This is a genomic window from Streptomyces sp. NPDC027189, assembly GCF_055566975.1.
This window is the reverse complement of the sequence record NZ_JBVHRI010000029.1, coordinates 81,639-104,956: the sequence shown is the minus strand read 5'-3', so window position 1 is coordinate 104,956 and position 23,318 is coordinate 81,639. Positions and strand designations below refer to the sequence as shown.

The 23,318-nt window shown below is 70.4% G+C and carries 19 protein-coding genes and 3 pseudogenes; 8 read left to right on the top strand and 14 right to left on the bottom strand.

The annotated features are described in order from the left end of the window. Positions 1–167: alpha amylase C-terminal domain-containing protein (locus ACZ4RZ_RS42145; protein WP_467752858.1), on the top strand; the 167-nt coding region annotated here is incomplete at its 5' end. A 185-nt stretch (positions 168–352) separates the two neighbouring features. Here the strand turns inward: ACZ4RZ_RS42145 and ACZ4RZ_RS42140 are convergent. Both ACZ4RZ_RS42140 and ACZ4RZ_RS42135 read right to left on the bottom strand, forming a co-directional pair. After that, positions 353–1,780: a M1 family metallopeptidase gene (locus ACZ4RZ_RS42140; protein WP_467752850.1), complete on the bottom strand. Its 1,428-nt coding sequence runs from the start codon at positions 1,778–1,780 to the stop codon at positions 353–355. A gap of 134 nt (positions 1,781–1,914) precedes the next feature. Continuing rightward, a complete protein-coding gene (locus ACZ4RZ_RS42135) occupies positions 1,915–2,595 on the bottom strand; it encodes a class I SAM-dependent methyltransferase (RefSeq protein ID WP_467752849.1) in 681 nt (226 codons plus the stop codon). Between the two features lie 243 nt (positions 2,596–2,838). Here ACZ4RZ_RS42135 and ACZ4RZ_RS42130 point away from each other — a divergent pair, with 243 nt between their 5' ends. After that, positions 2,839–3,732 (top strand): Gfo/Idh/MocA family protein, encoded by an 894-nt coding sequence (locus ACZ4RZ_RS42130; protein WP_467752848.1) that lies wholly within the window; start codon positions 2,839–2,841, stop codon positions 3,730–3,732. An 85-nt stretch (positions 3,733–3,817) separates the two neighbouring features. Next, positions 3,818–4,783, top strand: a complete 966-nt coding sequence (locus ACZ4RZ_RS42125) for an ATP-dependent DNA ligase (RefSeq protein ID WP_467752847.1) — start codon at positions 3,818–3,820, stop codon at positions 4,781–4,783. A 55-nt stretch (positions 4,784–4,838) separates the two neighbouring features. Here the strand turns inward: ACZ4RZ_RS42125 and ACZ4RZ_RS42120 are convergent, their stop codons facing one another. The 4 genes from ACZ4RZ_RS42120 to ACZ4RZ_RS42105 all read right to left on the bottom strand — a co-directional run bounded on the left by ACZ4RZ_RS42120 (position 4,839) and on the right by ACZ4RZ_RS42105 (position 8,254). After that, positions 4,839–5,207 (bottom strand): DUF6479 family protein, encoded by a 369-nt coding sequence (locus ACZ4RZ_RS42120; protein WP_467752846.1) that lies wholly within the window; start codon positions 5,205–5,207, stop codon positions 4,839–4,841. 78 nt (positions 5,208–5,285) lie between these two features. Further along, positions 5,286–6,104, bottom strand: coding sequence for a methyltransferase domain-containing protein (locus ACZ4RZ_RS42115; RefSeq protein WP_467752845.1), 819 nt, complete (start codon positions 6,102–6,104; stop codon positions 5,286–5,288). Between the two features lie 37 nt (positions 6,105–6,141). Further along, entirely contained in the window at positions 6,142–7,452 is a 1,311-nt protein-coding gene (locus ACZ4RZ_RS42110; protein WP_467752844.1) for an MFS transporter, read from the bottom strand. 190 nt (positions 7,453–7,642) lie between these two features. Beyond that, positions 7,643–8,254 carry a LysE/ArgO family amino acid transporter gene (locus ACZ4RZ_RS42105; protein WP_467752843.1) on the bottom strand — a complete coding sequence of 204 codons (612 nt, stop codon included), beginning with the start codon at positions 8,252–8,254 and terminating at the stop codon, positions 7,643–7,645. A gap of 69 nt (positions 8,255–8,323) precedes the next feature. Here ACZ4RZ_RS42105 and ACZ4RZ_RS42100 point away from each other — a divergent pair, with 69 nt between their 5' ends. Together ACZ4RZ_RS42100 and ACZ4RZ_RS42095 are read left to right on the top strand one after the other, a co-directional pair. Then, positions 8,324–9,250, top strand: coding sequence for a LysR family transcriptional regulator ArgP (locus ACZ4RZ_RS42100; RefSeq protein ID WP_467752842.1), 927 nt, complete (start codon positions 8,324–8,326; stop codon positions 9,248–9,250). Between the two features lie 192 nt (positions 9,251–9,442). Further along, positions 9,443–11,971: a SpoIIE family protein phosphatase gene (locus ACZ4RZ_RS42095; RefSeq protein ID WP_467752841.1), complete on the top strand. Its 2,529-nt coding sequence runs from the start codon at positions 9,443–9,445 to the stop codon at positions 11,969–11,971. A gap of 31 nt (positions 11,972–12,002) precedes the next feature. Here the strand turns inward: ACZ4RZ_RS42095 and ACZ4RZ_RS42090 are convergent, their stop codons facing one another. The 3 genes and pseudogenes from ACZ4RZ_RS42090 to ACZ4RZ_RS42080 form a co-directional block, all read right to left on the bottom strand. Further along, positions 12,003–12,989, bottom strand: coding sequence for an aldo/keto reductase (locus tag ACZ4RZ_RS42090; protein ID WP_467752840.1), 987 nt, complete (start codon positions 12,987–12,989; stop codon positions 12,003–12,005). A 71-nt stretch (positions 12,990–13,060) separates the two neighbouring features. Next, the gene (locus tag ACZ4RZ_RS42085) at positions 13,061–13,726 is read right to left on the bottom strand and encodes an NUDIX domain-containing protein (RefSeq protein ID WP_467752839.1); all 666 of its coding nucleotides are present in this window, start codon (positions 13,724–13,726) and stop codon (positions 13,061–13,063) included. Positions 13,727–13,870: 144 nt separating this feature from the next. Then, positions 13,871–13,987: pseudogene (locus ACZ4RZ_RS42080) on the bottom strand (IS200/IS605 family transposase); the annotation flags it as partial. A 26-nt stretch (positions 13,988–14,013) separates the two neighbouring features. Between ACZ4RZ_RS42080 and ACZ4RZ_RS42075 the strand changes: the two are divergent. Continuing rightward, positions 14,014–14,301 (top strand): annotated as a pseudogene (locus tag ACZ4RZ_RS42075) (zinc ribbon domain-containing protein); the annotation flags it as partial. Positions 14,302–14,395: 94 nt separating this feature from the next. Beyond that, entirely contained in the window at positions 14,396–14,749 is a 354-nt protein-coding gene (locus ACZ4RZ_RS42070; RefSeq protein WP_467752838.1) for a hypothetical protein, read from the top strand. 35 nt (positions 14,750–14,784) lie between these two features. Here the strand turns inward: ACZ4RZ_RS42070 and ACZ4RZ_RS42065 are convergent. The 3 genes and pseudogenes from ACZ4RZ_RS42065 to ACZ4RZ_RS42055 all read right to left on the bottom strand — a co-directional run. Beyond that, a pseudogene (locus tag ACZ4RZ_RS42065) lies at positions 14,785–15,216 on the bottom strand (glycoside hydrolase family 16 protein); the annotation flags it as partial. 134 nt (positions 15,217–15,350) lie between these two features. Continuing rightward, positions 15,351–16,223: a universal stress protein gene (locus tag ACZ4RZ_RS42060; protein ID WP_467752837.1), complete on the bottom strand. Its 873-nt coding sequence runs from the start codon at positions 16,221–16,223 to the stop codon at positions 15,351–15,353. A gap of 108 nt (positions 16,224–16,331) precedes the next feature. Then, the gene (locus tag ACZ4RZ_RS42055; protein WP_467752836.1) at positions 16,332–17,372 is read right to left on the bottom strand and encodes a LacI family DNA-binding transcriptional regulator; all 1,041 of its coding nucleotides are present in this window, start codon (positions 17,370–17,372) and stop codon (positions 16,332–16,334) included. 374 nt (positions 17,373–17,746) lie between these two features. Here ACZ4RZ_RS42055 and ACZ4RZ_RS42050 point away from each other — a divergent pair, with 374 nt between their 5' ends. Next, on the top strand, positions 17,747–19,546 hold the full coding sequence (locus ACZ4RZ_RS42050) for a coagulation factor 5/8 type domain-containing protein (RefSeq protein WP_467752835.1): 1,800 nt from the start codon (positions 17,747–17,749) through the stop codon (positions 19,544–19,546). 22 nt (positions 19,547–19,568) lie between these two features. On the opposite strand, the gene ACZ4RZ_RS42045 is transcribed toward ACZ4RZ_RS42050, so the two are convergent. Both ACZ4RZ_RS42045 and ACZ4RZ_RS42040 read right to left on the bottom strand, forming a co-directional pair. Continuing rightward, positions 19,569–20,846, bottom strand: coding sequence for an SGNH/GDSL hydrolase family protein (locus ACZ4RZ_RS42045; protein WP_467752834.1), 1,278 nt, complete (start codon positions 20,844–20,846; stop codon positions 19,569–19,571). Next, positions 20,843–23,269, bottom strand: a complete 2,427-nt coding sequence (locus tag ACZ4RZ_RS42040) for a glycosyl hydrolase family 95 catalytic domain-containing protein (RefSeq protein WP_467752857.1) — start codon at positions 23,267–23,269, stop codon at positions 20,843–20,845. The genes ACZ4RZ_RS42045 and ACZ4RZ_RS42040 overlap by 4 nt, the downstream gene beginning before the upstream one ends. Positions 23,270–23,318: the final 49 nt, after the last annotated feature.

The window sequence follows — 23,318 nt, the reverse complement described above, 5'->3', positions numbered from 1 at the left end:
TCCCCGCCTGGCACGAGATCCTCAACACCGACGCCGCCCGCTACGGCGGCAGCGACGTCCTCAACCCCGAACCCCTCAAACCCGAACCCACCGGCACCCACGGCCGCCCCGCCGGCATCCAACTGACCCTGCCACCCCTGGCCACCATCTGGCTGCGACCCGCCTAGGCGTTTTTCGCCCCCTCCGCCCCTACCCGTCCCGTACCTGGGGGCTGCGCCCCCAGACCCCCCCTGGGTTGTCCTTTGACTGCGGGACCGTGGGGGCTTGTCGCGCAGTTCCCCGCGCCCCTTACGGGGCGGCGGGGAAGTGCGCCCCCAGGGACGGGTAGGGGCGGAGGGGGCGAAGAAACCCCTTACAGCGACGACGGCTTGCCTGATGTGGCGATCCATGTGTGGAACAGGCCGTCGAGGTCCTTCCCGGACTCCCGTTCGGAGAGGCGGATGAACTGGGCCGTGGTCCCGTGACCGTCACGGTGCTCGGCGGCCCAGGCACGCAGGATCCGGAAGAACACGGGATCGCCCACGGCCGTGCGGAGCTTGTGCAGGGCCATGGCCCCCCGGGAGTAGACGGGTGTGTCGAAGATGTGCGCTCCGCTGCCGGGGTCGGCAGGAGGGAACGCCCACAGATCGCTGCTCGCCGGACTGGCGTACAGGGCGTCGAAGGTCTTCTGCGCGCTCTTGCCCCCGTGCTGCTCGGAGTAGAGCCACTCGGCATACGTCGCGAAGCCCTCGTTGAGCCAGATGTCCTTCCAGGTGGTGAGGGTGACGGAGTCGCCGAACCACTGGTGGGCGCTTTCATGGACGAGGGTGCTCAGGTCCGGCGCCGAGTCGTAGACGGGCCGAGTCTGGGTCTCCAGGGCGTAGCCGACCTGGGGTGCCCGGTCGACGATGGACCCGGCGGCTCGGAACGGGTAGGGGCCGAAGACCTTGCTCTCCCAGGCGAGCACGGAGGGCAGTTTCTTCAGGACCGGCGCGGCGGCGGCAGCCTCGCGCGGGTCGACGGCGTTGTAGACCTTGAGGCCGTCCGGGGTGGTGTACTGCTCGACCTTGAACTTTCCTACGGTCGCTGTGGCCAGGTACGCCGCCATCCGTTCGGACTGCCGCCAGCGGAAGGTGGTCCGGCCGTGGGCGGTCTTCTGCCCGAGGAAGACGCCATTGGCGACGGCGGTGCGCCCCTTGGGGACGGTCAGCGTGAAGTCGTACGACGCCTTGTCCTTGGGGTGGCTGTTGGCGGGGAACCACGTCATGGCGCCCTGCGGTTCGCCCGCCACGAACGCGCCGTCGTCGGTGGGAATCCATCCGTCGAGGGAGCCGTCGGGATCGGTGACCGGTTTGGGCGTGCCGGAGTAGGTGACGGTGACGCGGAACTCCTGCCCCTCGCACAGAGCGTCCCGTGGGGTGACCACGAGTTCCTGTCCGTCGCGGCGGAACGCCGCCTTCGCGTGGTCGACGGTGATGCCCGTGACCTTCAGCCCCTTGAAGTCGAGGTCGAAGCGGGTCAGTCGCTGGGTGGCCCGGGCGGTGATGACGGCTTTGCCGTCCAGGTGGCGGCTCTGCGGGTCGTAGCCGAGCGTCAGATCGTAGTGATGGACGTCGTAGCCGCCGTTGCCCTCGAGGGGGAAGTACGGGTCTCCCGCGCCGGAGGAGCCCCCCGTCCCGGCCGTGGCCGGTCCGCCAGCGGCGAGCAGGGCCGCCAGTGCGAAGGGGACGGCGGCGACAACGGTTTCTCGGCGAAGGACAGTTGTGCGTCTGGCGGCGGCCTGCTGCGGGCGTGGCGTCACGTTCGCTCCTCCGGTCGATGGAGATCACTCACGGGTCCTGGGTAAGCACTCGTGGGCCAGTGATGGTCATTCACGGGTCAACGGTGATCACGAGCGCTCAGCCTATGAGCCAACTCGCCCGCCGAAGCCCTCAATCAGGTCAAGTTACGCCTGGACTGGATCACGGCCATCCCCCAGAACGCGTTGACCCGGTCGGTGGGCCGAAAGACGAACTCGGTGCTGAAGCCCGACTCGGAGAGGATGCGCAGCCATCCCGCGACGCTGTACATCCAGCGGACGGTCCACATCGACTGCGCCGGGCCGGTGCGTACGAGAGTGCGGCGGCGCCCCTCGGGCATGCCGTAGGAGCGGGTGAGGCACGACAGGACGAGCCGTCCGCCGGGTTTGAGCCGCTGCGCGATGCGGGGCAGCAACCGGTGCGGGTCGGAGAACCACGCGGCGCCGTAGTTGGAGAACGCCGCGTCGAGCGGCGGCAGGTGGGGCGCGATGGCGACGGCGTCTCCGAGCCACCACTCCAGCGTGTCGACGTCACGGAAGCTGGTGGCAGCGTGATGAATGCGGACCGGGGAGACGTCGATGCCGATCCCGCGGGCGATGCCGTGCCCGGCGAGACCCGCCAGTTGGGCCCCGTGCCCGCAGCCGAGTTCGGCGACGCACGCACCGGCGAGCGCGCCGAGCAGTTCGGGTCCGGGACCCGGCGCCGTCCGGAACATCCACTCCATCGCCTTCGGGCGGTCGCGGTTGGGTCGCCCGATGAGGTTCCAGGTGGCCGCGTTGAGGTGGGCGTCGTACGTGCTCTGATCGATGTCGGACAACGCGGGGCTCCTCCGAGGCTGGGTCCGGCAGGGAGCCGACCCTTGGTGGACGGCTCTGTCGTCATACCCAGGGCGGTGGCCGGGCGTACTCCCCTTGCCCTCCGCCGGGCCCTGCGCCCATGCCCCCGGACCAGTGCGTCAGGAACGCCCGCTCTCGAAAACCACACCCCCTGGCCGTGGACCCCGACATCGTGGTGAAGTTCGTGCACATCCCAGCCCCGCACACCGCAGAGGAGCATTCTCGTGACCGGAACCTCGCAGGCCTGGCCCCATGCACCGGTCAGGGTCGGGCTCGTCGGTGCGGGTCCATGGGCGCGCGCCGTGCACGCGCGTGTGCTCGCCGCGGGACCCGAGACGCTGCTGACGTCGGTGTGGGCCCGCCGTCCCGAGGCGGCACGCGAAACGGCGGCGCCCTACGGTGCCGGCGTCGCCGCGACGTTCGAGGAGCTGCTCGACGGCTGCGAGGCGGTCGCCTTCGCGGTTCCGCCCGCCGTGCAGGCGGAGTTGGCGGCGCGTGCCGCGAAGGCGGGCAAGGCATTGCTCCTGGAGAAGCCGATCGCGCTGGACCTGCCGTCGGCCCAGCGCCTCGTGGACGCCATCGATGCCGCCGGTGTCGTCTCCCAGCTGGTCCTGACGAACCGTTACCACCCGGTCACCCGGCAGTTCCTGAAGGCCGCGCAGGGCATCGACGCCGTGGGGGCACGGTCCTGCTGTCTGAGCGGTGCTTTCCTGGGCGGCGACTTCGCGACCCCGTGGCGCCTCGAACACGGGGCTCTGCTGGACCTGGGGCCGCACATTCTGGATCTGCTGGACGCGGCCCTGGGGCCCATCGTCCGTGTGCGCGGCGCCGGAGACGTACGCCGTTGGATCGAGCTCACCTGCGAACACGAGAGCGGTGCCGTGAGCCAGGCGTCCCTGTCGGGATCGGTCGAGCTCGAGCGGGGCATGACGCGGGTCGAGCTGTTCGGCCGGCACCCCGAGCTCGTGTTCGACAGCGGCGCGCTCGACCACGAGGAGTCCTGGCCGGTGCTGCGCCAGGAGTTCGCCACCGCCGTACGGACGGGGCGGTCGGGCGCGCTCGATGTCCAGCGGGGGCTGTATCTGCAGACCCTCATGGCCGGGGCGTTGGAGAGCTAGGGCACTCTCCCGGAACGCGACGCCGTTCAGGCGAAACGGGGTGCCGGGGTGCGTGGGCATCCCAGGGTGTGTCGACAACACAGCTGTGAGACTGCCGCTGATCGCTCCCATGCTCGCCACACCCGGCACCCTGCCGACCGCCGGGCAGGACATGCACTGGTCGTACGAGACGAAGCACGACGGGCAGCGTGCCGTGGTCTACCTGCCCGGCGACGGAAGCGTGCTGCTGCGTGCCCGGTCGGGGGAGGACATCACCGCCGCGTATCCCGAACTCCGTTCCCTGGGCGGTGTTCTCGGCACGACCCCGGCGATCCTGGACGGCGAGGTCCTGGTCCTCGACGAGCAGGGGCGCGGTGACTTCCAGCTGCTCCAGTCCCGTATGGGGCTGGCCCGGTCCCCGGGCAAGGCGGCCCGTCGTGCGGCGGAGGCACCCGCGCATCTCGTCCTGTTCGACATCATGTACCTGCGGGGCGATCTGACGGGTCTGCGCTACACGCGCCGGCGCCAGGAGTTGGAGGGGCTCGCGCTCAGCGGTCCGTTCTGGTCGACGCCGGCCGCGCTCGTCGGCCATGGGGAGCTGGCCTTGCGGGCGACTCGGGAAAGCGGCCTGGAGGGGCTGGTCTGCAAGCGCTTGGACTCGGTGTACGAGCCCGGGGTGCGCTCACGCGCCTGGATCAAGATCCGCAACATACGCACCGTGGACGTCATCGTCGGCGGCTGGGTCCCCGGCAAGGGGCGGCTGTCGGGGCTGCCCGGCGCCGTACTCGTGGGACAGCGTGAGGCGGGGCGGCTGCGCTACGTCGGGAGCGTGGGGACCGGCTGGAGCGAGGTCGAACGATCGGAACTCGCCCGGCTCCTACGGGCCGCCGGGACCGACCACTGCCCCTTCGACAACGTCCCGCGCGTGGCAGGAGCGCACTGGGTCGTGCCCCGGCTGGTCGGCGAGGTCCGGTACAGCACCCGCACCCGGGCCGGGCTGCTGCGTCAGCCGTCGTGGCTGCGCCTGCGCCCCGACCTGGCCCCCGAGGACTCCGCGGCGGACCTGCCCTAGTGGGTACGAACGACATGACCGCCCCGTGGGGCGGTCATGTCCTGCCGCGGCCCCGTTACGTCCTTCCAGGACCGCCGCTGCCGAAGGAGCCGCTGGATCCGGGGACCCAGCGCTTTCGCTGCTGATCGTCGGCGTGCTTGCTCCCCGCGGCATGGAGGTTGTACGGCATCAGCCGCTCGCTCTCCTCCGCGGCGTGCGGTACCTCGTCGGGTTCCCGCATCTCCCGTTCCTCATGGACTGCTCCGGTGTCGGGCAGCCTGGGCTGCTCCTCCGGAAGGGGCGGGGCCGACTCCTTGCGCCGCACCCTGATGCCCAGGAAAACGGCCCAGACGAGCGCACCGGCGATGAAGAGGCCACCGACAAAGGCGGCGACCGCGTTGACCGTCGAGTTCGCTGCGATCAGTTCATAGCTCGCGGTGTTCATTGTGCTCGTGTACCCCCAATACCAGGGGAAACCTGAGTGGTGTCTCCGTCAGCGACGGCCTCTCCATTGTATTCCGGTTCATCCCGGACGGTGCGCCACGGCTCCGAACATGGTCACCGACATGTGCAGGGCGCCTTGGGCGGCAGCCTCCGTGAGGTCCGCGTACAGGCGGTCGCGCTGGGCCTCGCTGATGAGGTCACGGCGTAGCGCCGACTCGCCCAGCATGCGGATCAGCGGCCAGGCGACCGACGTGTGGTCCTGCAGCAGCGCCTGCGATCCCCGGTCGTCGATCACCAGACCGGCCGCCGTCAGCCGGCCGACCAGCTTGCGTCCGGAGTACGGGTCCGCGGCCGCGGACAGCGCGCCGGAGGCGAGGGCCGCGACGGTCTCCGGGTCGCCGGGATGCAGGATCGTGGTCGCCCAGTCCGTGTCCAGCAGGGCGACCCGCCCGCCGGGGCGCAGCACGCGCGCGATCTCGGCGACTGCCTTCTCCGGTTCGAGGAGGTGCTGGAGCACCCGTTCGCACCACACCACGTCGACGGAGGAGTCGGGCACGGGCAGGGTGAGCGCGTCGCCGTCCACGAAGCGGGCCGCGCTGCCGGCCTCGGCCGCCCGCTGTTCGGCCACGGCACGCAGCCCGGGGTTCGGCTCGATCCCGATGGCCTCGCCCCGGGGAGCCACGGCGGCCGCCAGTTGCCGGGTCTGCGATCCGGTGCCGGAGCCGATGTCGATCGCCCGTTCCCCGGGCCGCGCGGCCAGCGCTGCATGCGCCCACGCCCGCAACCGTCGTACACCGTCATTGATGTCCTGCGCGTCGAGCACCGCCGCCAGCCGTGCGGCGCTCTCGGCGGTGATGTTCCGCGCGTGGAATTCCGAGGTAGGTCGTGTGTCCCCCATGCCGGTCACTCTAGGACCGGCACGGCCGCCGACGGAGTCAGATCGTGTAACGCCTCAGGGCCGGTGTCGCGGCGGCCAGACCCAGTACGGCGGCGATCACCAGCAGCCCGCCGCCCGCTACCGCGGCGCGTGCCCCGAGGACCGAGCCGACCGTGCCGTGCAGAACGTCGGCGAGGCGCGGGCCGCCCACGACGACCACCGTGAAGACGCCCTGCATCCGGCCGCGCATCTCGTCGGTGGCGGCGGACAGCAGGATGGCGCCGCGGAAGACCATCGAGACCATGTCGGCCACTCCGGCCGCGGCGAGGAACGCCACCGCCACCCACAGGCTGGTGCTGAGCCCGAACCCCGTGATGGCCGCGCCCCAGGCCGCGACAGCGACGATGACCATGAGGCCGTGTCTGCGGGCGCGGGAGAAGGTGCCCGACATCAGCCCCCCGATGACCGCGCCGATGGGGATCGCCGCGAAGAGGAGGCCGAGCGCGAGCCCTTCGCCGTAGGGGGCGTAGGTCTGTGCGGCGAGTTGCGGGAACAGGGCGCGGGGCATGCCGAAGACCATGGCGATGATGTCGGCGAGGAAGGACAGCAGGAGCACCTTGTGCAGCGAGATGTAGCGGAAGCCGGCGACGACCTCGCGCCAGCCTGCCCGCTTGGCAGCCGATTCCGTCAGGGGCGGCAGGGCAGGCAGCCGGACCACGGCCCACACGGTGACGCACAGGGCGAGCGCGTCGATCAGATAGAGCTCGGGCAGGCCGATGACAGGGATGAGCGCGCCGGCGAGCAGTGGTCCGGCCACCAGGCCCGTCTGCATGACGGTCGAGCCGAGGGCGTTGGCCGCGGGCAGTTCGTCCGCGGGGACCAGCCGGGCGATGGAGGCGTTGCGGGCCGGGGAGTTGAGGCCGAAGAACGCCTGCTGGAGGGCGAGCAGCGCCATCAGGACGAGCACCGAGTCGAGTCCGGTCGCCGCCTGTATCCAGAAGAGCAGCGAGGTGACGGCTATGCCGCTGTTGGTGATGAGGAGGAGCTTGCGCCGGTCCATGCTGTCGGCGATCGCACCGCCCCACAGCGCGAACACCACGAGGGGCAGCAGTCCGGCGAGGCTCGCGTAGCCGACCCAGGCCGAGGAGCCGGTGATGTCGTAGATCTGCTTGGGCACGGCGACGGCGGTGAGCTGGCTGCCCACCGCCGTGACGATGGTGGAGGACCACAGCCGGCGGTAGGCGGGGCGGCGCAGCGGCCGGGTGTCCATCGTCCAGCGGCGCCAGCCTCGCCGGTTCGCCCGCTCCGGTCCGGGTGCCCCGTCGTGCTCGGCGGGGGTGCTGCCCGTACTGCTCTCACTCGTGTCCACGCTCGTCCTGGCTGCTCGATACATCTTTCCGTTCAGGGATCACTATGACCGAGCGGGAGCGGAACACGTCCCTGGGGTATCGGACTTGTGCGCCAAGCGTGCGGCCTCAGGGGCTTGCGGGCCCTGAGTGCGGCGCCACGGACAGCGGCGACCGGTCTCAGGCTCCGGCGATGAGCAGCGGCGACCGGTCTCAGGCTCCGGCGATCAGCGTGGCACCCGTCGCGATCATCGTCGCGGCCACCAGCCCGTCCAGCACCCGCCATGACGAGGGCCGGGCCAGGAAGCGACTGAGCAGCCGGGCGCCGAAGCCGAGCGCGACGAACCAGCACAGGCTGGCCAGGGCCGCGCCCAGTCCGAAGGTCCAGCGCAGCGGCCCGCGGTTGGCCGCGATCGAGCCGAGCAGGAACACCGTGTCGAGGTAGACGTGCGGGTTGAGCCAGGTCAGCGTCAGGCACGTGAACACGGCGCGGCGCCGTGAGCCCGTCGACACGGTCGCCGCCTGGAGGGCCGAAGGCTTCAGCGCCCTGCGTACGGCGAGGAATCCGTACACCAGGAGGAATCCACCGCCGACCAGACCCACCGCGGTGAGTGCGGCGGGCCAGGCCACGACCACCGCCCCGACACCGCCGACGCCCAGCGCGATGAGCACCGCGTCGGACAGGGCGCAGATGCCCACCACGGCGAGTACCGCGTCCCGGCGGATGCCCTGGCGCAGCACGAACGCGTTCTGGGCTCCGATGGCGACGATGAGGGAGAGGCCGGTGCCGAATCCGGCGGCCACGGCGGTCAGGGCGGCTGTCATGACATCGACGCTAGAAAACTGATCGTCAAGAGTACAGCTAAAGATTCTTACGTACCATTAGCACTCGTGATGACGGAACTGCCAGAACTCCCCCTCGATCAGGTACGCACCCTGGTCGCGGTGGTCGACGAGGGCACCTTCGACGCGGCTGCCGCCGCGCTCCATGTGACGCCGTCGGCGGTCAGTCAGCGCGTCAAGGCGCTCGAACAGCGCACGGGCCGGGTTCTGCTGGTGCGGACGAAGCCCGTGCGGCCGACCGAATCCGGCGAGGTCGTGGTGCGCTTCGCTCGGCAACTGGCCCGGCTGGAGCGCGAGGCGCACGCCGAGCTCGGCATGACCGGTTCCGGGGAGCCGACGCGGCTGTCGATCGCGGTGAACGCCGACTCGCTGGCGACCTGGTTCCTGCCCGCGCTCACCCGCATACCGTCAATGCTGAGGCTCTGTTTCGAGCTGCGCCGCGAGGACGAGGACCACACGGCCGCCCTGCTGCGCGAGGGGGTGGTGATGGCTGCGGTGACGTCGTCGCCGGACCCGGTGGCGGGCTGTTCCGTGCGCGCCCTCGGCCGGATGCGGTACCTGCCGACGGCGAGCCCGGGGTTCGCCGAGCAGTGGCTCGGCCAGGGGACGGACACGCCCCTGCGCGCTCTGATCTCCGACGCTCCGGTGGTGGCCTTCGACCGGAACGACGATTTCCAGGACAACTTCGTCCGCGCCCTGCGGGGCGGTCCCGGGGCGAGCGCGCTCCGGCACTTCGTGCCCACGTCGGAGGGGTTCGTCGACGCCGTCGTGGCCGGAATGGGCTGGGGCATGATGCCCCAGGCGCAGGCCGAACCGCTGCTGGGCGCCGGGCGCTTGGTCAGTCTCGCGCCGGACCTGGGCGTCGACGTTCCGCTGTTCTGGCAGCAATGGAAGCTCGACTTCTCCGCGCTCGCGGCGGTGGCCGAGGCCGTGGCGGCCGTCGCCGCAGAAACGCTCGCCGTCGCACCGGGTTCTTGAATCACCTCGCTCCCGGGCGGCTCCCGAACGCCGTATGACCCGGTATCTTCGCGCTGGGCACACAGCCGAGCGCGGCGGCGACGAGCGGCGCGCGACACAGTGCCCCCAAGGGCGTCGAGGTGCGGCCAGGGGCCTGAGAGGCGCATTCTTGCTGTGTTACCCCCCTGGCGGCGGGCGGACGAGGGCAGACCGATGAGTGGGAGCGCCGAGCTTGCGGACCGGGCGCTGGAAAGCCTGGCCGCCCTGCTCAGCGCCGCCGTGGCGGACGCGATACGGGCTGCCCGCGGCTTCGCCGGCGGCGTATATCTGCGCTCGAGCACACCGGGGCTGTTGAGGCTGGCCGTGCTCGCGGGGCTGCCGGGCAAGCTGTTCCGCCCCTGGTGGCGCATGCACATGGACCGTCCCTTCCCCGTCGCCGACGCCCATCGGCTCGGCGTGGAGGTGCTGCTCACCGATCCCACGGAGACGATGCGCCGCTATCCGCAACTCGCCGCGGGGCTGCCCTTCCAGTTCGGCTCGCTGTACGTGCCGGTCGTGGGGGCCTCGACGCCGTTCGGCGTCCTGACGGTGCTGCGGCCGCCGGCCTCGGACGCCACCGAGGTACTGCCGGATCGTGACCGGATGACCGCGGTGGCGGAGGAACTGGGTACCGCTCTGGCGGCGCTGGACAAGGACGGGCCCGGCGTCCTGTGGGACGGGGAGCCGGTGTGCACGCGGCCACCGGCCGATGGCCCCTCGTCGCGGTGTGCGGGAGGGTTCACCTGGGATCCCGCCGATGGCGCGGTCATGGCGGACGACGCCTTGTGGACCCTGCTCGGCACCAGTCGCGAGGGCTTCGCCGGAACGCCGGAGGCCCTGGCCCGCGCGGTCGCCCGCGATGATCCCCGCCTGCTGCTGGCCGCGCTGCGCGAGACGGCTGCCGGGCGGCCGCCGCCACACCCGCTGCCGGTTCATACCGCGGACGGCGGACTGCGGCTGCTGGAGCTGTGGACCTCGGGTTCGGCGCCCGCCCCGCCGTACCGGGTCAGCGGCGTGGTCGTCGATCCGGGCCCGGGACCGGCCGCGGACTGCGCGGCCGATCTGCTCCCGGAGGGCGTGTTCGCGGTCGACCGGCTCGGACTGATCACGTACGCCAATCCGCGCGCCGCCGAGCTGCTCGGCCGAACGCGCACGGAGCTGCTGGGGCGGCCCTTGTGGGAGGCGGTGCCCTGGCTGGACCGGCCGGCGTACGAGGATCATCTGCGTGGGGCGCTGATCTCGCCGGATCCGGTGCAGTTCCAGGTCAGACGCCCGCGAGGGGGCGAAGGCGAGGTGCCCTTGGGACGCACGGGAGGCGCCTGGCTGTCTTTGTCCCTCTACCCCGGGGCCGGCGGCCTGACGTGCAAGATCGTGTCGATGGGTCGGGCCGCGGACACCGCTGAGGCCATCCCGTTCGACGCGAGGGTGGCAGCCGAAGAGACCGAGGCCGACGAGCCCGTGACCGGTGTCCCGACGACGCCGCCACAGTACCGGCCCATCGTGCTCGCCATCGCGCTGTCCGAGGCGGTGACGGCCCGCCAGGTGTCCGAGGTGGTGATGCGGGAGCTGCTGCCCGCGTTCGGCGGACGCCGCCTCGCCATCTATCTGCTCCAGGACCGGCGCCTGTACCTGGCTTGGGAGACCGGCTTCCCGCAGGGGTTCCTCGCCCCGTTCGACGGGGTGGGTCTGGACGCCAAGCTGCCCGGGGTCGAGGCACTCACCGGTGGCCGCCCGCTCTACTTCGAGTCGATGCAGCAATTGGCGGCCGACTATCCGGGCATCCCGCTGGACGCCAAGGAGGGGGCCAGGGCCTTCCTGCCGCTGATCGCCTCGGGACGGCCGGTCGGCTCCTGCATCCTCGGCTTCGACCGCTCCCGCGGCTTCAGCACGGAGGAGCGTACGGTGCTGACGGCCCTCGCCGGACTGATCGCGCAGGCTCTGGAGCGGGCCCGGCGCTACGACAACGAGGCCGCCCTCGCCCGCGGGCTCCAGGAGGCCCTGCTGCCGCACCGCCTGTCGGCGCACCCCTTGGTGAAGACGGCCGGGCGGTATCTGCCCGGCACCCTGGGCATGGACGTCGGCGGCGACTGGTACGACGTCGTCGAGGCCGGCGACGGGCTCGCCCTGGTCATCGGCGACGTGCAGGGGCACGGCGTCCAGGCGGCGGCCACCATGGGCCAACTACGCAGCGCGGTACGAGCGTTCACGCTCGGGGACCACTCCCCGGACGAGGTGATGAGCGGCACCAACCGGCTGCTCATCGGCCTCGATCCGGGTCAGTTCGCCAGTTGCTGCTACGTCAGGCTCGACCCGGTCACGGGCGTCGCCCGAGCCGCCCGGGCCGGGCATCCGCAGCCCCTGCTGCGCCATCCCGACGGCCGCACCGAGGTCCTGGACCTGCGCGGCGGGGTGGTACTCGGGGTGGACCCGCAGGCCCGGTACCCCGTCACGGACCTGCTCCTCGAACCCGACGCCGTCCTGGCCCTCTACACGGACGGCCTGGTCGAGCGCCCCGGCACCGACATCGACGAGGGCATCGAAACCCTCCGAGCGACCCTGTCCCGCGCGGGCACCCCGGGCAGCCCCTCCCTGTCCAGTGCGGCCGACCTGCTCACCGCGGAGGCCCGGCAGGCCACCGAGCGCCCCGACGACATCGCGCTTCTCCTCACAAAACGCCGGTCTCCGCACGACGGCTACCGATAGGCGTCCAGCAGGGCTCCCGCCGGGTCCCCCCTCAGTGCGCCGCGTCGAGCCGGGCCCGCTGGTCCAGCGTCAGTTCGAGCTCCACCGCGGCCAGGTTCTCCTCCAACTGCGCAACGGAGGACGCCCCGGCCAGCGGGATCACCGGCAGCTCCGCCCCGATCTGCCAGGCCAGCACCACCTGGTTGGGGCTCGTGCCCGTCTCCTTCGCCACGTCCCGCAGCACGGCCAGCCGCACCGGGGTTCCCGGGTGGTCGTAGTCGGACGGCAGCGGCTTGTCCTGCCGTACGTACGCGCCGGTCAGCAGCGGCGAGTAGGCGACCAGGGTCAGGGCGGGCTCGGCCTTCAGGTAGCTGAGCAGCTCCCCGGTCGCCGCGCCGAGGTTGCCCTCGGGGAAGAGGCCGCTGGGCACGTCGGCGCGGGGGCGCAGGAGGCTGTGGTGGTACTGCAGCACCTCGTAGCCGGGCAGGCCCGCAGCTGCGGCGAGTGCGCGGGCCCGCTCCACGCGCCACAGGGCGTGGTTGCTCACGCCGAGCAGCCCGACGCTGCCCTGCGCGACGAGTTCACCGAACCCCTCCACGGTCTCCCGCGGTGCGACGGTGCGGTCCTCGATGTGCGCGTACAGCAGATCGATCTTCTCCACACCGAGCCGTTCCCGGCTGCGCTCGGACGCCTCGCGGATCACCTTGGCGGACAGGCCCTCGGGGTTGTCGATGTAACCGGTGCCGGGGGCCAGCGGCCGCGCGCCCAGCTTGGTCGCGATGACGATCTCGTCGCCGATGCCGCGGCTGCGCCGCCAGCGTCCGAGCAGCGCCTCGCTCTGCCCGCCCTGGCTGTCGTCGGTCCAGAAAGCGTAGTTGTCGGATGTGTCGATGAAGTTCCCACCGGCCTCGACGTAGCGGTCGAGTACGGCGAAGGAGGTCTTCTCGTCCGTCCGTGAGCCGAAGAGCATGGCGCCGAGCGCGAGCACGCTCACCTCACGGCGGGTCTTCGGGTCGGTGCCGATCGTGCGGTACTCCATGGTGTCCCTCCCGTTCGGGCCCGAGATCCGCGGGCCCGAACGGGAGTCTGGAACTTGAAGTGCTCTTCAAGTCAAGCCTTCTTGAACGGTCCTTCCAGGGCCGCCCACTGCAACAGCATGATCGTCTTCGCGTCGGCGATCTCCCCGGTGCGGATCATGTCGAGGGCGCTGCGGAAGGGCAGTTCGATGATCTCGATGTCCTCGCCCTCCTCGTCCAGCCCGCCGCCCTCGTGGGTTCGCGTGGAGGGGCCGTACGAGGCGGCGTAGAAACTCACCCGCTCGGTGACCGAGCCGGGGCTCATATAGACGTCGAAGACATGGTGGACCTCACCGACGGTGTGTCCTGTCTCCTCGATGACCTCACGCCGCACGGCGACCTCGGGATGCTCGTCCTCCTCGTCGAGCAGCCCGCCCGGTGTCTCGATGAGCATGCCGTCCGGGTGCCCGTTGACGTATACGGGGTAGCGGAACTGCCTGGTCAGCAGAACGGTTTCGCGCTCGGCGTCGTACAGGAGGAGAGTGGCTCCGTTGCCGCGGTCGTGCGTCTCGCGCTCCTGGGTGCTCCAGGTGCCGTCGGCGTGCCGGAAGTCGAAGGTGGTGGTGCGCTCCACGTACCAGTGACAGGACAGGAGTGTCACCTCGCGAACCTTGACCCGGGGGTTGCCGGTCAGATCGCGGCCGACGCGGTCGAGTCCGGTCCGGCCGCGGCGGTCCGGGGTGTCGATGCCCGCGGTCATCGCGCGCCGACCGGACGGGAGCGGGAGAAGTTGTTCATGGCCGATATCTACCTTTGATCTTGCGCAGTTCTCCCCCGTTTACGGGTGAGGTGAAGCGCGTCCCAAAACTGCTCTGACCTCAGCCTGGCACCAATGGGCGTCGCACTCCTTGCGCAGGGCCCGGGAGGAGACGCCCTTGAGGGAGTTGACCAGCCTGGAGAGCTGGACCGTGGGCGGGTAGTGCTCCAGGAGGTGTACGTGGTCTTCGCCGCCGTTGAACTGCTTCCAGGCCGCCCAGGCAGTGTTGAAGTTTGCTGACGTACAAGACCGCCCGCCAGGGCGGCACCCTGCACAAGGTCCCCGCCCCCGGCACCGCCCAGCGCTGCTCAGCCTGCAGCTTGACCACACCGGGCAGTCGGGAGGACCAGGCCACGTTCGTGTGCAAAAACCCCGACTGCGGATGGTGCGGCAACGCCGACCACAACGCAGCCCGGGACGTCCTGCACTTGTACCGCATGGGCCACGCGCTTACCCCGGCTGCCGGGAGGGCAGTCGTCAGGCGTCCCCGTGGCGTCAAGCCCGCCACCGCAAGGTAGGCAGGAATCTCCCGGCCTCAGCCAGGAGAGCACTTCAACATCCCGAACCGAATACCGAGGCCACAGCGGGGCTTCGCCCGTCTAGGCTCACGGCATGGAACAGACGGAGATCATCCTGCGCGCCATCGGCGTCCTCACCGAGACCAATGCGATGGTGCGCAGGATCGCCCAGGACGAGGACGCCGAGGTCGAATCGACACAGACCCAACTCGGCGCACTCGTCACGGAGGTGTTCCCCAGGGTCGAGGTGCCCGGCGACGCCGGACCCGCTGAGGCGGGCCAGGCCGTCGCGGACGCCTATCTGCCCGCCACGATCTCGCTCGTGGGCGCGTTCGCGTTCCTGTTCTCCGAACTCGCCGACCTCCACGACTCCGGACGAACCGACATCAAGACCGCCGACCTGCTGCAAGACCTCGCCCTGCGGATGTCGAGGGCGGACAACTCATAGGAATCAGTCGCGCAGGAGCCCGCCCGGCGGCCCGGTCACCTCTTCCGCTCGACGCGCACCGAGTCGATCTCGGCCTGCACTCCGCCGGCCGCGACTGCGTCGATGCTCGACTGCGGCAGCCCCCAGTACGGGGTGGTGACCTGGTTCCATCCCGCCGGGTAGGCGCCGCCCAGGGCGAGGTTGAGGATGACGTACTGGTTGTGGTCGAAGACCCATGGGCCGCGGGTCGACTCCAGCTTGTTGCGGGTCGTCTCCTGGACCAGGGCGTCGTCGACGTAGAAGCGCATGGCCGTCGGTGTCCACTCCACGGCATGGGTGTGCCACTGGTCGGCGCGGCCCCCCGCGGGGTATGTCTGGCGCGTGCCGATGTTGCCGTCGGCCGAGTAGCCGGGGCCGTGCAGGGCCATGCTGGTCCAGTCCGCGTAGCCGATGTTCTCCATGATGTCCGTCTCACCGGACGCCGGCCATGGCCGTCAATACTTCACACCGAGATTGCCTGCGCCCGCTCCAACACCCTCATTGTCTTCGGAACTTGAACACGCCCGAAGCCCGACCGATCTGCCCGGTCATACGGCCCGGGCGCCGCCCGTACCCCCCCTCCTCACGAGTGCGGAACCACCGCCACCGGACAGGGTGCGTGATGCATCACCGCGTGGGCCACCGAACCGATCCGTGCCCCCACCGCCGAACGCTGGGCCCGACGGCCGATGACCATCAGCTGGGCCCGGTCGGCCAGCGACAGCAGTACCTGCCCCGCGCTGCCCATCTCGACGTGCTGTGTGACCGCCACACCGGGGTAGCGCTCACGCCACGGCTGGAGCGCATCGGCCAGTGCCTTCTTCTCGTACGGTTCCAGGCCCCCGACCTCGTCCAGCAGCTTCAGCGAGCCCGGGCTGTAGGCGAAAACCGGGGGCAGGCTCCACGCTCGTACGGCGCGCAACCCGGCGCCACGCGCCGCCGCGGTCTCGAACGCGAACCGGAGGACGGCCGCGCTGTCGTCCGGACCACCCTGCTGGCCCACGACGATCTCCCGGCCTCCCGCTTCGGACGCGGCGCGGTCATCGGCCCGCACCAGCACGACCGGACACGGCGCCTCGGCGATCACCTGCTGTCCGACGGAACCGAGCAGGAAGCCGACGATCGTGCCGTATCCACGGGATCCGAGGACCAGGGTTCCGGTCGTCGCGGCCTCGGTCAGCAGCGAGTCCACCGCGGCGCCGTCCAGGACCTCGGCCGTCACCGGCAGGTCCGTGTGCCGATCGGCGACGGTGCGGACCGCGTCCTGCACCATGTCCCGCGCCCAGCGCGCCTGATCCTCCCGGTCTCCACCGCGGAGCATCTCGTGGTGCGGCCACTGCCAGGCGTACACCACGCGAAGGGGCAGCCCGCGGCGGACGGCTTCCCTGCCCGCCCAGGCCAGTGCGGCCCGGCTTTCGGGAGATCCGTCCACGCCCACGGTGATCCGGTCGGTCATGCGCCTGCCTTTCCGTCGCCGGCTCGTTCGCCGTGCCGGCCCTCGCCCATGCTGACCGGTCCAGTGTCGGTCACCGTCGCCCTCGACTCGCGCAGGGCCGAGCGCGGCCTACGCCGACTCGCGCACCACGAGTTCAGGATCGAAGATCACCGAGGTGGGCTCGGTACGCGCGCCGCGGAGGTGCTCGTCGAGGAGTCGGGCCATCGTGGAGGCCATCTCCTCGACCGGTTGCCGCACGGTGGTCAGCGGCGGACGGCAGGCCGTCGCGGCGCTGGAGTCGTCGAAGCCGATGACCGCGACGTCGTCCGGCACCCTTCTGCCGCGCTCCCGCAGCACTTGGCACGCCCCCTGGGCCATCAGGTCGTTGGCCGCGAACACCCCGTCCACGTCAGGGTGTTCGGCCAGCAGCCCGGACATCGCGGCCATGCCGCTGTCGAGCGTGAAGCCGCCCTCGGCGACCGGTACGTACGGATGTCCCCTGCGCGCCATCGTGTCGCGGAACCCGGCGAGCCTGTCCTGGCTGGCCGAGACACCCAGTGGCCCCGTGACGGTGACGATCCGCCGGCACCCCCGGTCCAGCAGATGTTCGGCGGCCATGCGGGCGCCGTCCCGGTGTGCCAGGTCGACATAGCTGAGCGGCACCGGCCGTGACGGCCGGGCGAAGAGCACCGCGGGCAGACCGGCGTCGGCGAGCAGCGCCGGCAGCGGATCATCGGCGTGGCTGGAGACGACGAGCGCGCCGTCCGCGCTGCCCTGCCGCAGGTCGTTCAGCGCCTGCTGTCGCGTCTGTGCGGAATCGGCGAACATCAGCAGCGGATGCATCGACCGGGGACGCAAGTAGTCCACCACCCCGGTGACGACCCGGCCGAAGAACGGGTCCGCGAACACCCTTGTCGTGAAGGCGTTCCGCTCCTCAGCGGACACGTCGCCCGCGCCGGAGACGATCAGTGCGACCGTCTCGGTCCGCCGTGTCACCAGCGACCTGGCGGCCCGGTTGGGAGCGTATCCAGTGCGTTCGACGGCCTGGCGCACCGCGTCCTGAAGGGCGGGATCGACGGTGGGAACGCCGTTGATGACCCGGGACACGGTGGCACGCGAAACGCCGGCCTCCCGTGCGACATCCTCCAGCGTGGGGGCCCGTCCGTTCATCCCCGCAGCCTATCGGTCCGGCGCTCGGACGCCATAGAGCGCTCTCTCGAACCACGGCGCCGCACCGGCACTTGGTCGCGCCGAGAGTCACGGCGCCGCTCCTCGGGGCGAGTCGAGAGACCGCGCCGGCGAGGCGCTCGTTGCCTCGCGAGCACCTCTTGAACACAATCGCCCACGACCTCGCGGACTTGGCAGGGCCTATATATCCTCGAACTACCGCAAAATGCATGGCAGTTGACCTTCATCGGGCAACAATATGCGGGACTCCTGCGACAACTCTTGACGCTGTGTTCACGCGGATGAAGCATGCATCGGCAAGAGAGCGCTCCCCACACCTCCCACCGTTCATTTCCTGAACAAGGAGAGTCGCCCCCATGCCCCAACTCCCCACGGATTCCCCGGACTCCGGCCGGTCCCCGCTGGCCAGACGGTCCGTTCTCGGTGCGATGGCCGTCACCGCGGCCGCGCCCGCGCTGCTCGGCCTGTCCTCGCCGGCGTCCGCCGCGCCCGTCAAGAAGCCGCGAGCGCTGCCGGGCGGTGGCGATCTCGGCCCGAACGTCATCGTCTTCGACCCCTCGACGTCCGGCATCCAGGCCAAGCTGGACGAGGTGTTCGGACAACAGGAGTCGGCCCAGTTCGGCACCGGCCGATTCGCGCTGCTGTTCAAGCCCGGCACGTACAACGGGCTCAATGCCCAACTCGGCTTCTACACCTCGATCGCCGGCCTCGGTATGTCCCCGGACGACACGACGATCAACGGTGACGTGACCGTCGACGCGGGCTGGTTCAACGGCAACGCCACCCAGAACTTCTGGCGCTCGGCGGAGAATCTCGCCCTCAACCCGGTCAGCGGCACTAACCGCTGGGCGGTCGCACAGGCCGCCCCCTTCCGCCGGATGCACGTCAAGGGCGGTCTCAACCTCTCCCCCACCGGCTATGGCTGGGCCAGCGGCGGCTACATCGCCGACAGCCGCATCGAGGGCTCGGTCGGACCGTACTCGCAGCAGCAGTGGTACACCCGCGACAGTTCGGTGGGCGGCTGGGTCAACGCCGTCTGGAACATGGTCTTCTCCGGCGTCCAGGGCGCTCCCGCGCAGTCCTTCCCGAACCCGCCCTACACGACCCTCGACACCACTCCGGTGTCCCGGGAGAAGCCGTTCCTCTACCTCAACGGCAGCGAGTACCGCGTCTTCCTGCCGGCGCGGCGCACCAACGCGCGCGGCACCACCTGGGGCAGCGGCACCCCGCGCGGCTCGTCACTGCCGCTCACCCAGTTCTACGTGGCCAAGCCAGGCGTCACCGCCGCCACCCTGAACGCCGCGCTCGCGCAGGGCCTCCACCTGCTGCTGACGCCGGGGATCTACCACCTCGACCAGCCGGTCCAGGTCAACCGCGCCAACACCGTGGTCCTCGGGCTCGGTTACGCCACCCTGATCCCGGACAACGGCGTCACCGCGCTCAAGACGGCCGACGTCGACGGCGTGCGGCTCGCGGGATTCCTCATCGACGCGGGGCCGGTGAATTCGTCGACGCTGCTGGAGGTAGGCCCCGCCGGGGCCACGGCGAACCACTCCGCCAACCCGACCACCGTCCAGGACGTCTTCATCCGCATCGGCGGCGCGGGCTCCGGCAAGGCCACCACCAGCATGGTCATCAACAGCCGGCACACGATCATCGACCACACCTGGGTCTGGCGCGCCGACCACGGCACCGGCGTCGGCTGGGAGACCAACCGGGCCGACTACGGCATCCGGGTCAACGGCGACGACGTCCTGGCCACCGGTCTGTTCGTCGAACACTTCAACAAGTACGACGTCCAGTGGTACGGCCAGCGAGGCCGCACCGTCTTCTTCCAGAACGAGAAGGCGTACGACGCGCCGAACCAGGCCGCCATCCAGAACGGCGGAGTCAAGGGGTACGCGGCCTACAAGGTCGCCGACTCCGTGACCACGCACGAGGGATGGGGCCTGGGCAGCTACTGCTACTACAACGTCGATCCGACGATCGTCCAGCACCACGGGTTCGCGGCGCCGAACACGCAGGGCGTGAAGTTCCACGACCTGCTGGTCGTCTCGCTGGGCGGCCAGGGACAGTATGAGCACGTCGTCAACGAGACAGGGGCACCGACTTCGGGCACCTCGACGGTGCCGTCCACCGTGGTCTCCTATCCCTGACAGCCCTGCATGGAGCCTGTCCTCAGCAGGAGGTCAGGCTTGCGAGGTCCACCGCGTCGGCCATCGCCTGCATCCCCTTGTCGTTGGGGTGCAGGTGATCGCCGCCGTCGAAGAACGGCAGAATCAGCTGCGGGTCGTAGGGACTACGCGTGATCTTGTCGAAGTCCGTCACGGCGTCGAGCGCGCCGCTGTTCCTGATCCACTCGTTGACGCCCTGACGCACGGCCTCGGCCGCGGCGTCGTACTCGGACCAGCCCTTGAACGGCATGACGGTCGAGCCGACCACACATTTGCCCGCCGCGTGGGCCCGGTCGATGATCTCCTGATACCCGGCGATCATGTCGTCCACCGTGACGCCGCTGTGGGCCTTGATGTCGTTGATGCCCTCGAAGAGGAAGACCGTGCGGACCCCGGGCTGGGAGAGCACGTCACGCTGCAGCCGGTTCAGCGCGGCCTGCCCGGCGCCGTCCGCGAGTACCTTGTTGCCCGAGATGCCCTCGTTCGCCACTCCCTTCACGGTGATGCCGGATGCGGCCTGGAGCCGCCGGGAGAGATAGTCGGGCCAGCGGCGGTTCTCGTCCGTGGTCGAGGCCCAGCCGTCGGTGATGGAGTCGCCGAGGGTCACCACCGAACCGATCGCCGCGGGCGTCTCCACATCGACGGCGTCCAGCCAGTACCAGGAGCCCATCGGATCCGTCCAGTTGGCCGCGCCCTCCTCGGCGGCGTGGTTGCCGGACGTCGCGTAATTGGTCTGCATCGCCATGCCGTGACCGGTCGTCGGTCCCTGGGCGCCGGTCACGTACAGGCTGATGACCAGATTGGCCTGGGCGGCGAGCTTTCCGGGCAGCGGATCGCTCAGCACGGTCTCGCCGGCCGGGACGGTGACGGACGCGGCCCCGCCGAACGACAGCTGCCGGTTGGAGCCGTGGACCAGCTCCGCCCCCTGCTTCTGCAGACCTGCGTACGCGCTCGCGAACGTCACCGGGTGGTCGCCGAAGGCGTTGGACAGCCGGATACGCATGTTCGTGCCGCCGACGCTGGTGCGCACGATCAGCCGATAGCTGCGGTCGGCGGGCCCTGCGCCCTGTCGGTCGGCACTGGCGCCCCAAGTGACCACGGAGTGCTTGCCCTTCGCGGCGGCCGGGGCCGTCGCCATGACCGTCGGGGCCTGCGGCTGAGCCTGCTCTTGCGCCTGCTCCTGCGCCTGCGCCGACGTCGACGTGGTCAGAGGTCCGCAGAGCGCCATGACCAGCGCGGATGCGACACCCACCGCGGGGCGCCGGAACCGGGCGGCGCTCATCCGAGGCCCCGCAGGGTGACGGACTCACCGGGCTTGATGCTGATCGTCCGCGAGGCGCCGTTGGCAACAACGGTCGTGCCGATGCCGCCAATACTCTTCAGCGTCGCCCGGGTGACCTTGCCGTTCTTCCAGCTGAGGTCGGCGACGAAGCCGCCGCGGACGCCCACGCCGGACACCGAGCCGGATGCCGCCCAGGCCGCGGGCAGGGCGGGCAGCAACTCGACGTGTCCGGGCCGCGAGTAGACCAGCATCTCGACGATCGCGGCCGGGGTACCGAAGTTCGCGTCGATCTGGAAGATGCCGCGGCCCGACTCCACCTCGTAGATGTCGAAGAGGTTCATCGCGCTGCCGTTGCCGCCATTGACCGACGGTTTCAGGTTGTTGACGACCAGCTGGTACGCCTTCTCCGCGTTCTTCAGCCGCGCCCAGCACAGGCTGCGCCAGGCGTTGGCCCAGCCGAAGCTGTTCATACCGCGCGCGGTGAGGAGGGCGGTCGCGCCGTCGAGGATGTCCTTCGGCGTGGAGTCGTCCGGACGGATCCGGTCGCCGGGGAAGAGCCCGATGAGCGGGGAGAGGTGCCGGTGCGTGGTCTCACCGAGGTTGTCGGGCGACATCCACTCCTCCAGCCAGCCGGTCTTGGGGCTGACCACAGGCAGGTACAGGCGCCGGCGCAGACCGTCGATGGTCTTGCTGTAGGCGGCGTCCCTGGCGAGCACCTCGGTCGCGGTGCGGTAGTTGCCGAAGAGGTTCCACACCAGTTCCTGGGCGTACGTGATGCCCTTGGCGTCGAGTGGTCCCTGTTCGGGCGACCAGTCGCTGTCGGCGATCAGGACTTCGCGGGAGGCTCCGGACGCGTCGGCGACGGTCGTGGTGATCAGGCGGGCCTCCCAGAACTCCACGGCGCCCTTGAGGAGGGGGTAGATCCTGTTGAGGTAGGCGCGGTCCTGTGTGTACTCGTAGTGCTCGAACAGGCTCTGGCAGAGCCAGGCGTTGCCTGCCGGGTGCCACCACCAGCCGCCCCCGCCATTGGGGTTGGTGGAGATGGCCACCGTCCAGCCGGCGATCTTGCCGCTGGAGTTGCGATATCTGTTGGTGGAGTCGTTGAACAGCCGCTGGGTGACGTCCGTCCAGGAGGGCAGCTGCGCGAGGCAGTAGTCCGTGAAGGCGTCGAAACAGTCGGACAGGCCCGCCCGGTCGGCCATCCAGTAGTTCATCTGGATGTTGATGTCGGTGTGGTAATCGGCCATCCAGTCCGGGTCGTTGCCGTCCAGCCACGGGCCCTGGAGGCCCATCGGCAGGCTCCCCCGCGATCCGGAGATCATGAGATAGCGGCCGAACTGCAGGTAGGCGGCCTCGAGTTCCGGGTCGGGGACATCGTCCCGATGGCGCGCCTGCACCCGCTCCCAGGTGTCCAGTTCGCGCTGTGCGGCGGACGACGTACCGAAGTTGATGTCCAGCTGCCCGAACACGGCGCGGAAGTCCGCGACATGCGTCTGCAGCAGGGTGCTCGCCGAGTGCCGGGCCGCGTTCAGGACCTTGGTCCTGGCGAGGCGCTCCGGGACCACGGACGGGTCGCGGAACTTCGCGGCGGCGTCGGGCGCGTAGTTGGTGCCGCCGCTGACGACGACGGTGAGGTCCTTGCAGCCGCTGAACGCGATCGACGTACCGTCGACGCGGACCCTGCCGGTGCCGCTGTACGCGGTGACGGCGGCGCCGTACTTGAGGCCGTTGGCGAAGGCGGCGCCGAACGACGCGTAGCGGCCCGCGCTGTTGGCGGTGGTGGACTCGCCGTGGGTGCCGACGAGAGAGACAGTGCCGGTGTAGGAGCCGCCGCCCTGCTGGGAGAAGTACAGCACGATGGCGTCGTCGGGCCGGCTGGCGAAGATCTGCCGCCGGTAGGTGACGCCCGAGATGTCGTACGAGGTGCTGACCAGACCCTGGGCCAGGTCGAGGGTGCGACGGGAGTTGTTGACGTTGCCCAGGTCGTGGTCGGGGATGGCTACGGCGAGCTTGGCGAGCAGCGTCAGGGAGCCGAAGTCGTCACGGCCGTAGGGGAATTGGCCGTCGCTCTGCAGCTTGTCGTTGAGACCGCCGGTCCACAGGGTGGCGTCGGTGATCATCAGGAGTTCGCTGGAGGGGTCGTTGCTCGCGAGCGCACCGAGGCGCCCGTTCCCGACCGGCAGCCCCTGCTCGATCATGGAGTGGGAGGAGCCGGGTGCCTGCCACCAGAGTTGGTTCTTCGCGGCGTCGGCCGCGGACAGCAGGGGCGACTCGGTGGGGCGCAGGGGAGCCGCCGAGGCGGTGAAGGCGGGCAGACCGCCGAGTGCGGTGGCCGCGCCGGCAGCGGCGGCCAGCGCGAGGAAGCCTCTGCGGCTGGGTTTGTTGTCGTCGGTGTGCTGGATGTCCACGGTGGTGCACTCCATATCCGGGAACGGCTCGTGCGGGAACGGCTCGTGCGGGAACGGCTCGTGC

Excerpts from the sequence above, each read along its gene's own strand:
- ACZ4RZ_RS42115 (WP_467752845.1), bottom strand. The coding sequence starts at position 6,104 with ATGGGGGACACACGACCTACCTCGGAATTCCACGCGCGGAACATCACC.
- ACZ4RZ_RS42105 (WP_467752843.1), bottom strand. The coding sequence starts at position 8,254 with ATGACAGCCGCCCTGACCGCCGTGGCCGCCGGATTCGGCACCGGCCTC.
- ACZ4RZ_RS42050 (WP_467752835.1), top strand. The coding sequence starts at position 17,747 with ATGCCCCAACTCCCCACGGATTCCCCGGACTCCGGCCGGTCCCCGCTG.
- ACZ4RZ_RS42090 (WP_467752840.1), bottom strand. The coding sequence starts at position 12,989 with ATGGAGTACCGCACGATCGGCACCGACCCGAAGACCCGCCGTGAGGTG.
- ACZ4RZ_RS42095 (WP_467752841.1), top strand. The coding sequence starts at position 9,443 with ATGAGTGGGAGCGCCGAGCTTGCGGACCGGGCGCTGGAAAGCCTGGCC.
- ACZ4RZ_RS42120 (WP_467752846.1), bottom strand. The coding sequence starts at position 5,207 with ATGAACACCGCGAGCTATGAACTGATCGCAGCGAACTCGACGGTCAAC.
- ACZ4RZ_RS42055 (WP_467752836.1), bottom strand. The coding sequence starts at position 17,372 with ATGAACGGACGGGCCCCCACGCTGGAGGATGTCGCACGGGAGGCCGGC.
- ACZ4RZ_RS42045 (WP_467752834.1), bottom strand. The coding sequence starts at position 20,846 with ATGAGCGCCGCCCGGTTCCGGCGCCCCGCGGTGGGTGTCGCATCCGCG.
- ACZ4RZ_RS42040 (WP_467752857.1), bottom strand. The coding sequence starts at position 23,269 with ATGGAGTGCACCACCGTGGACATCCAGCACACCGACGACAACAAACCC.
- ACZ4RZ_RS42100 (WP_467752842.1), top strand. The coding sequence starts at position 8,324 with ATGACGGAACTGCCAGAACTCCCCCTCGATCAGGTACGCACCCTGGTC.
- ACZ4RZ_RS42060 (WP_467752837.1), bottom strand. The coding sequence starts at position 16,223 with ATGACCGACCGGATCACCGTGGGCGTGGACGGATCTCCCGAAAGCCGG.
- ACZ4RZ_RS42085 (WP_467752839.1), bottom strand. The coding sequence starts at position 13,726 with ATGACCGCGGGCATCGACACCCCGGACCGCCGCGGCCGGACCGGACTC.
- ACZ4RZ_RS42070 (WP_467752838.1), top strand. The coding sequence starts at position 14,396 with ATGGAACAGACGGAGATCATCCTGCGCGCCATCGGCGTCCTCACCGAG.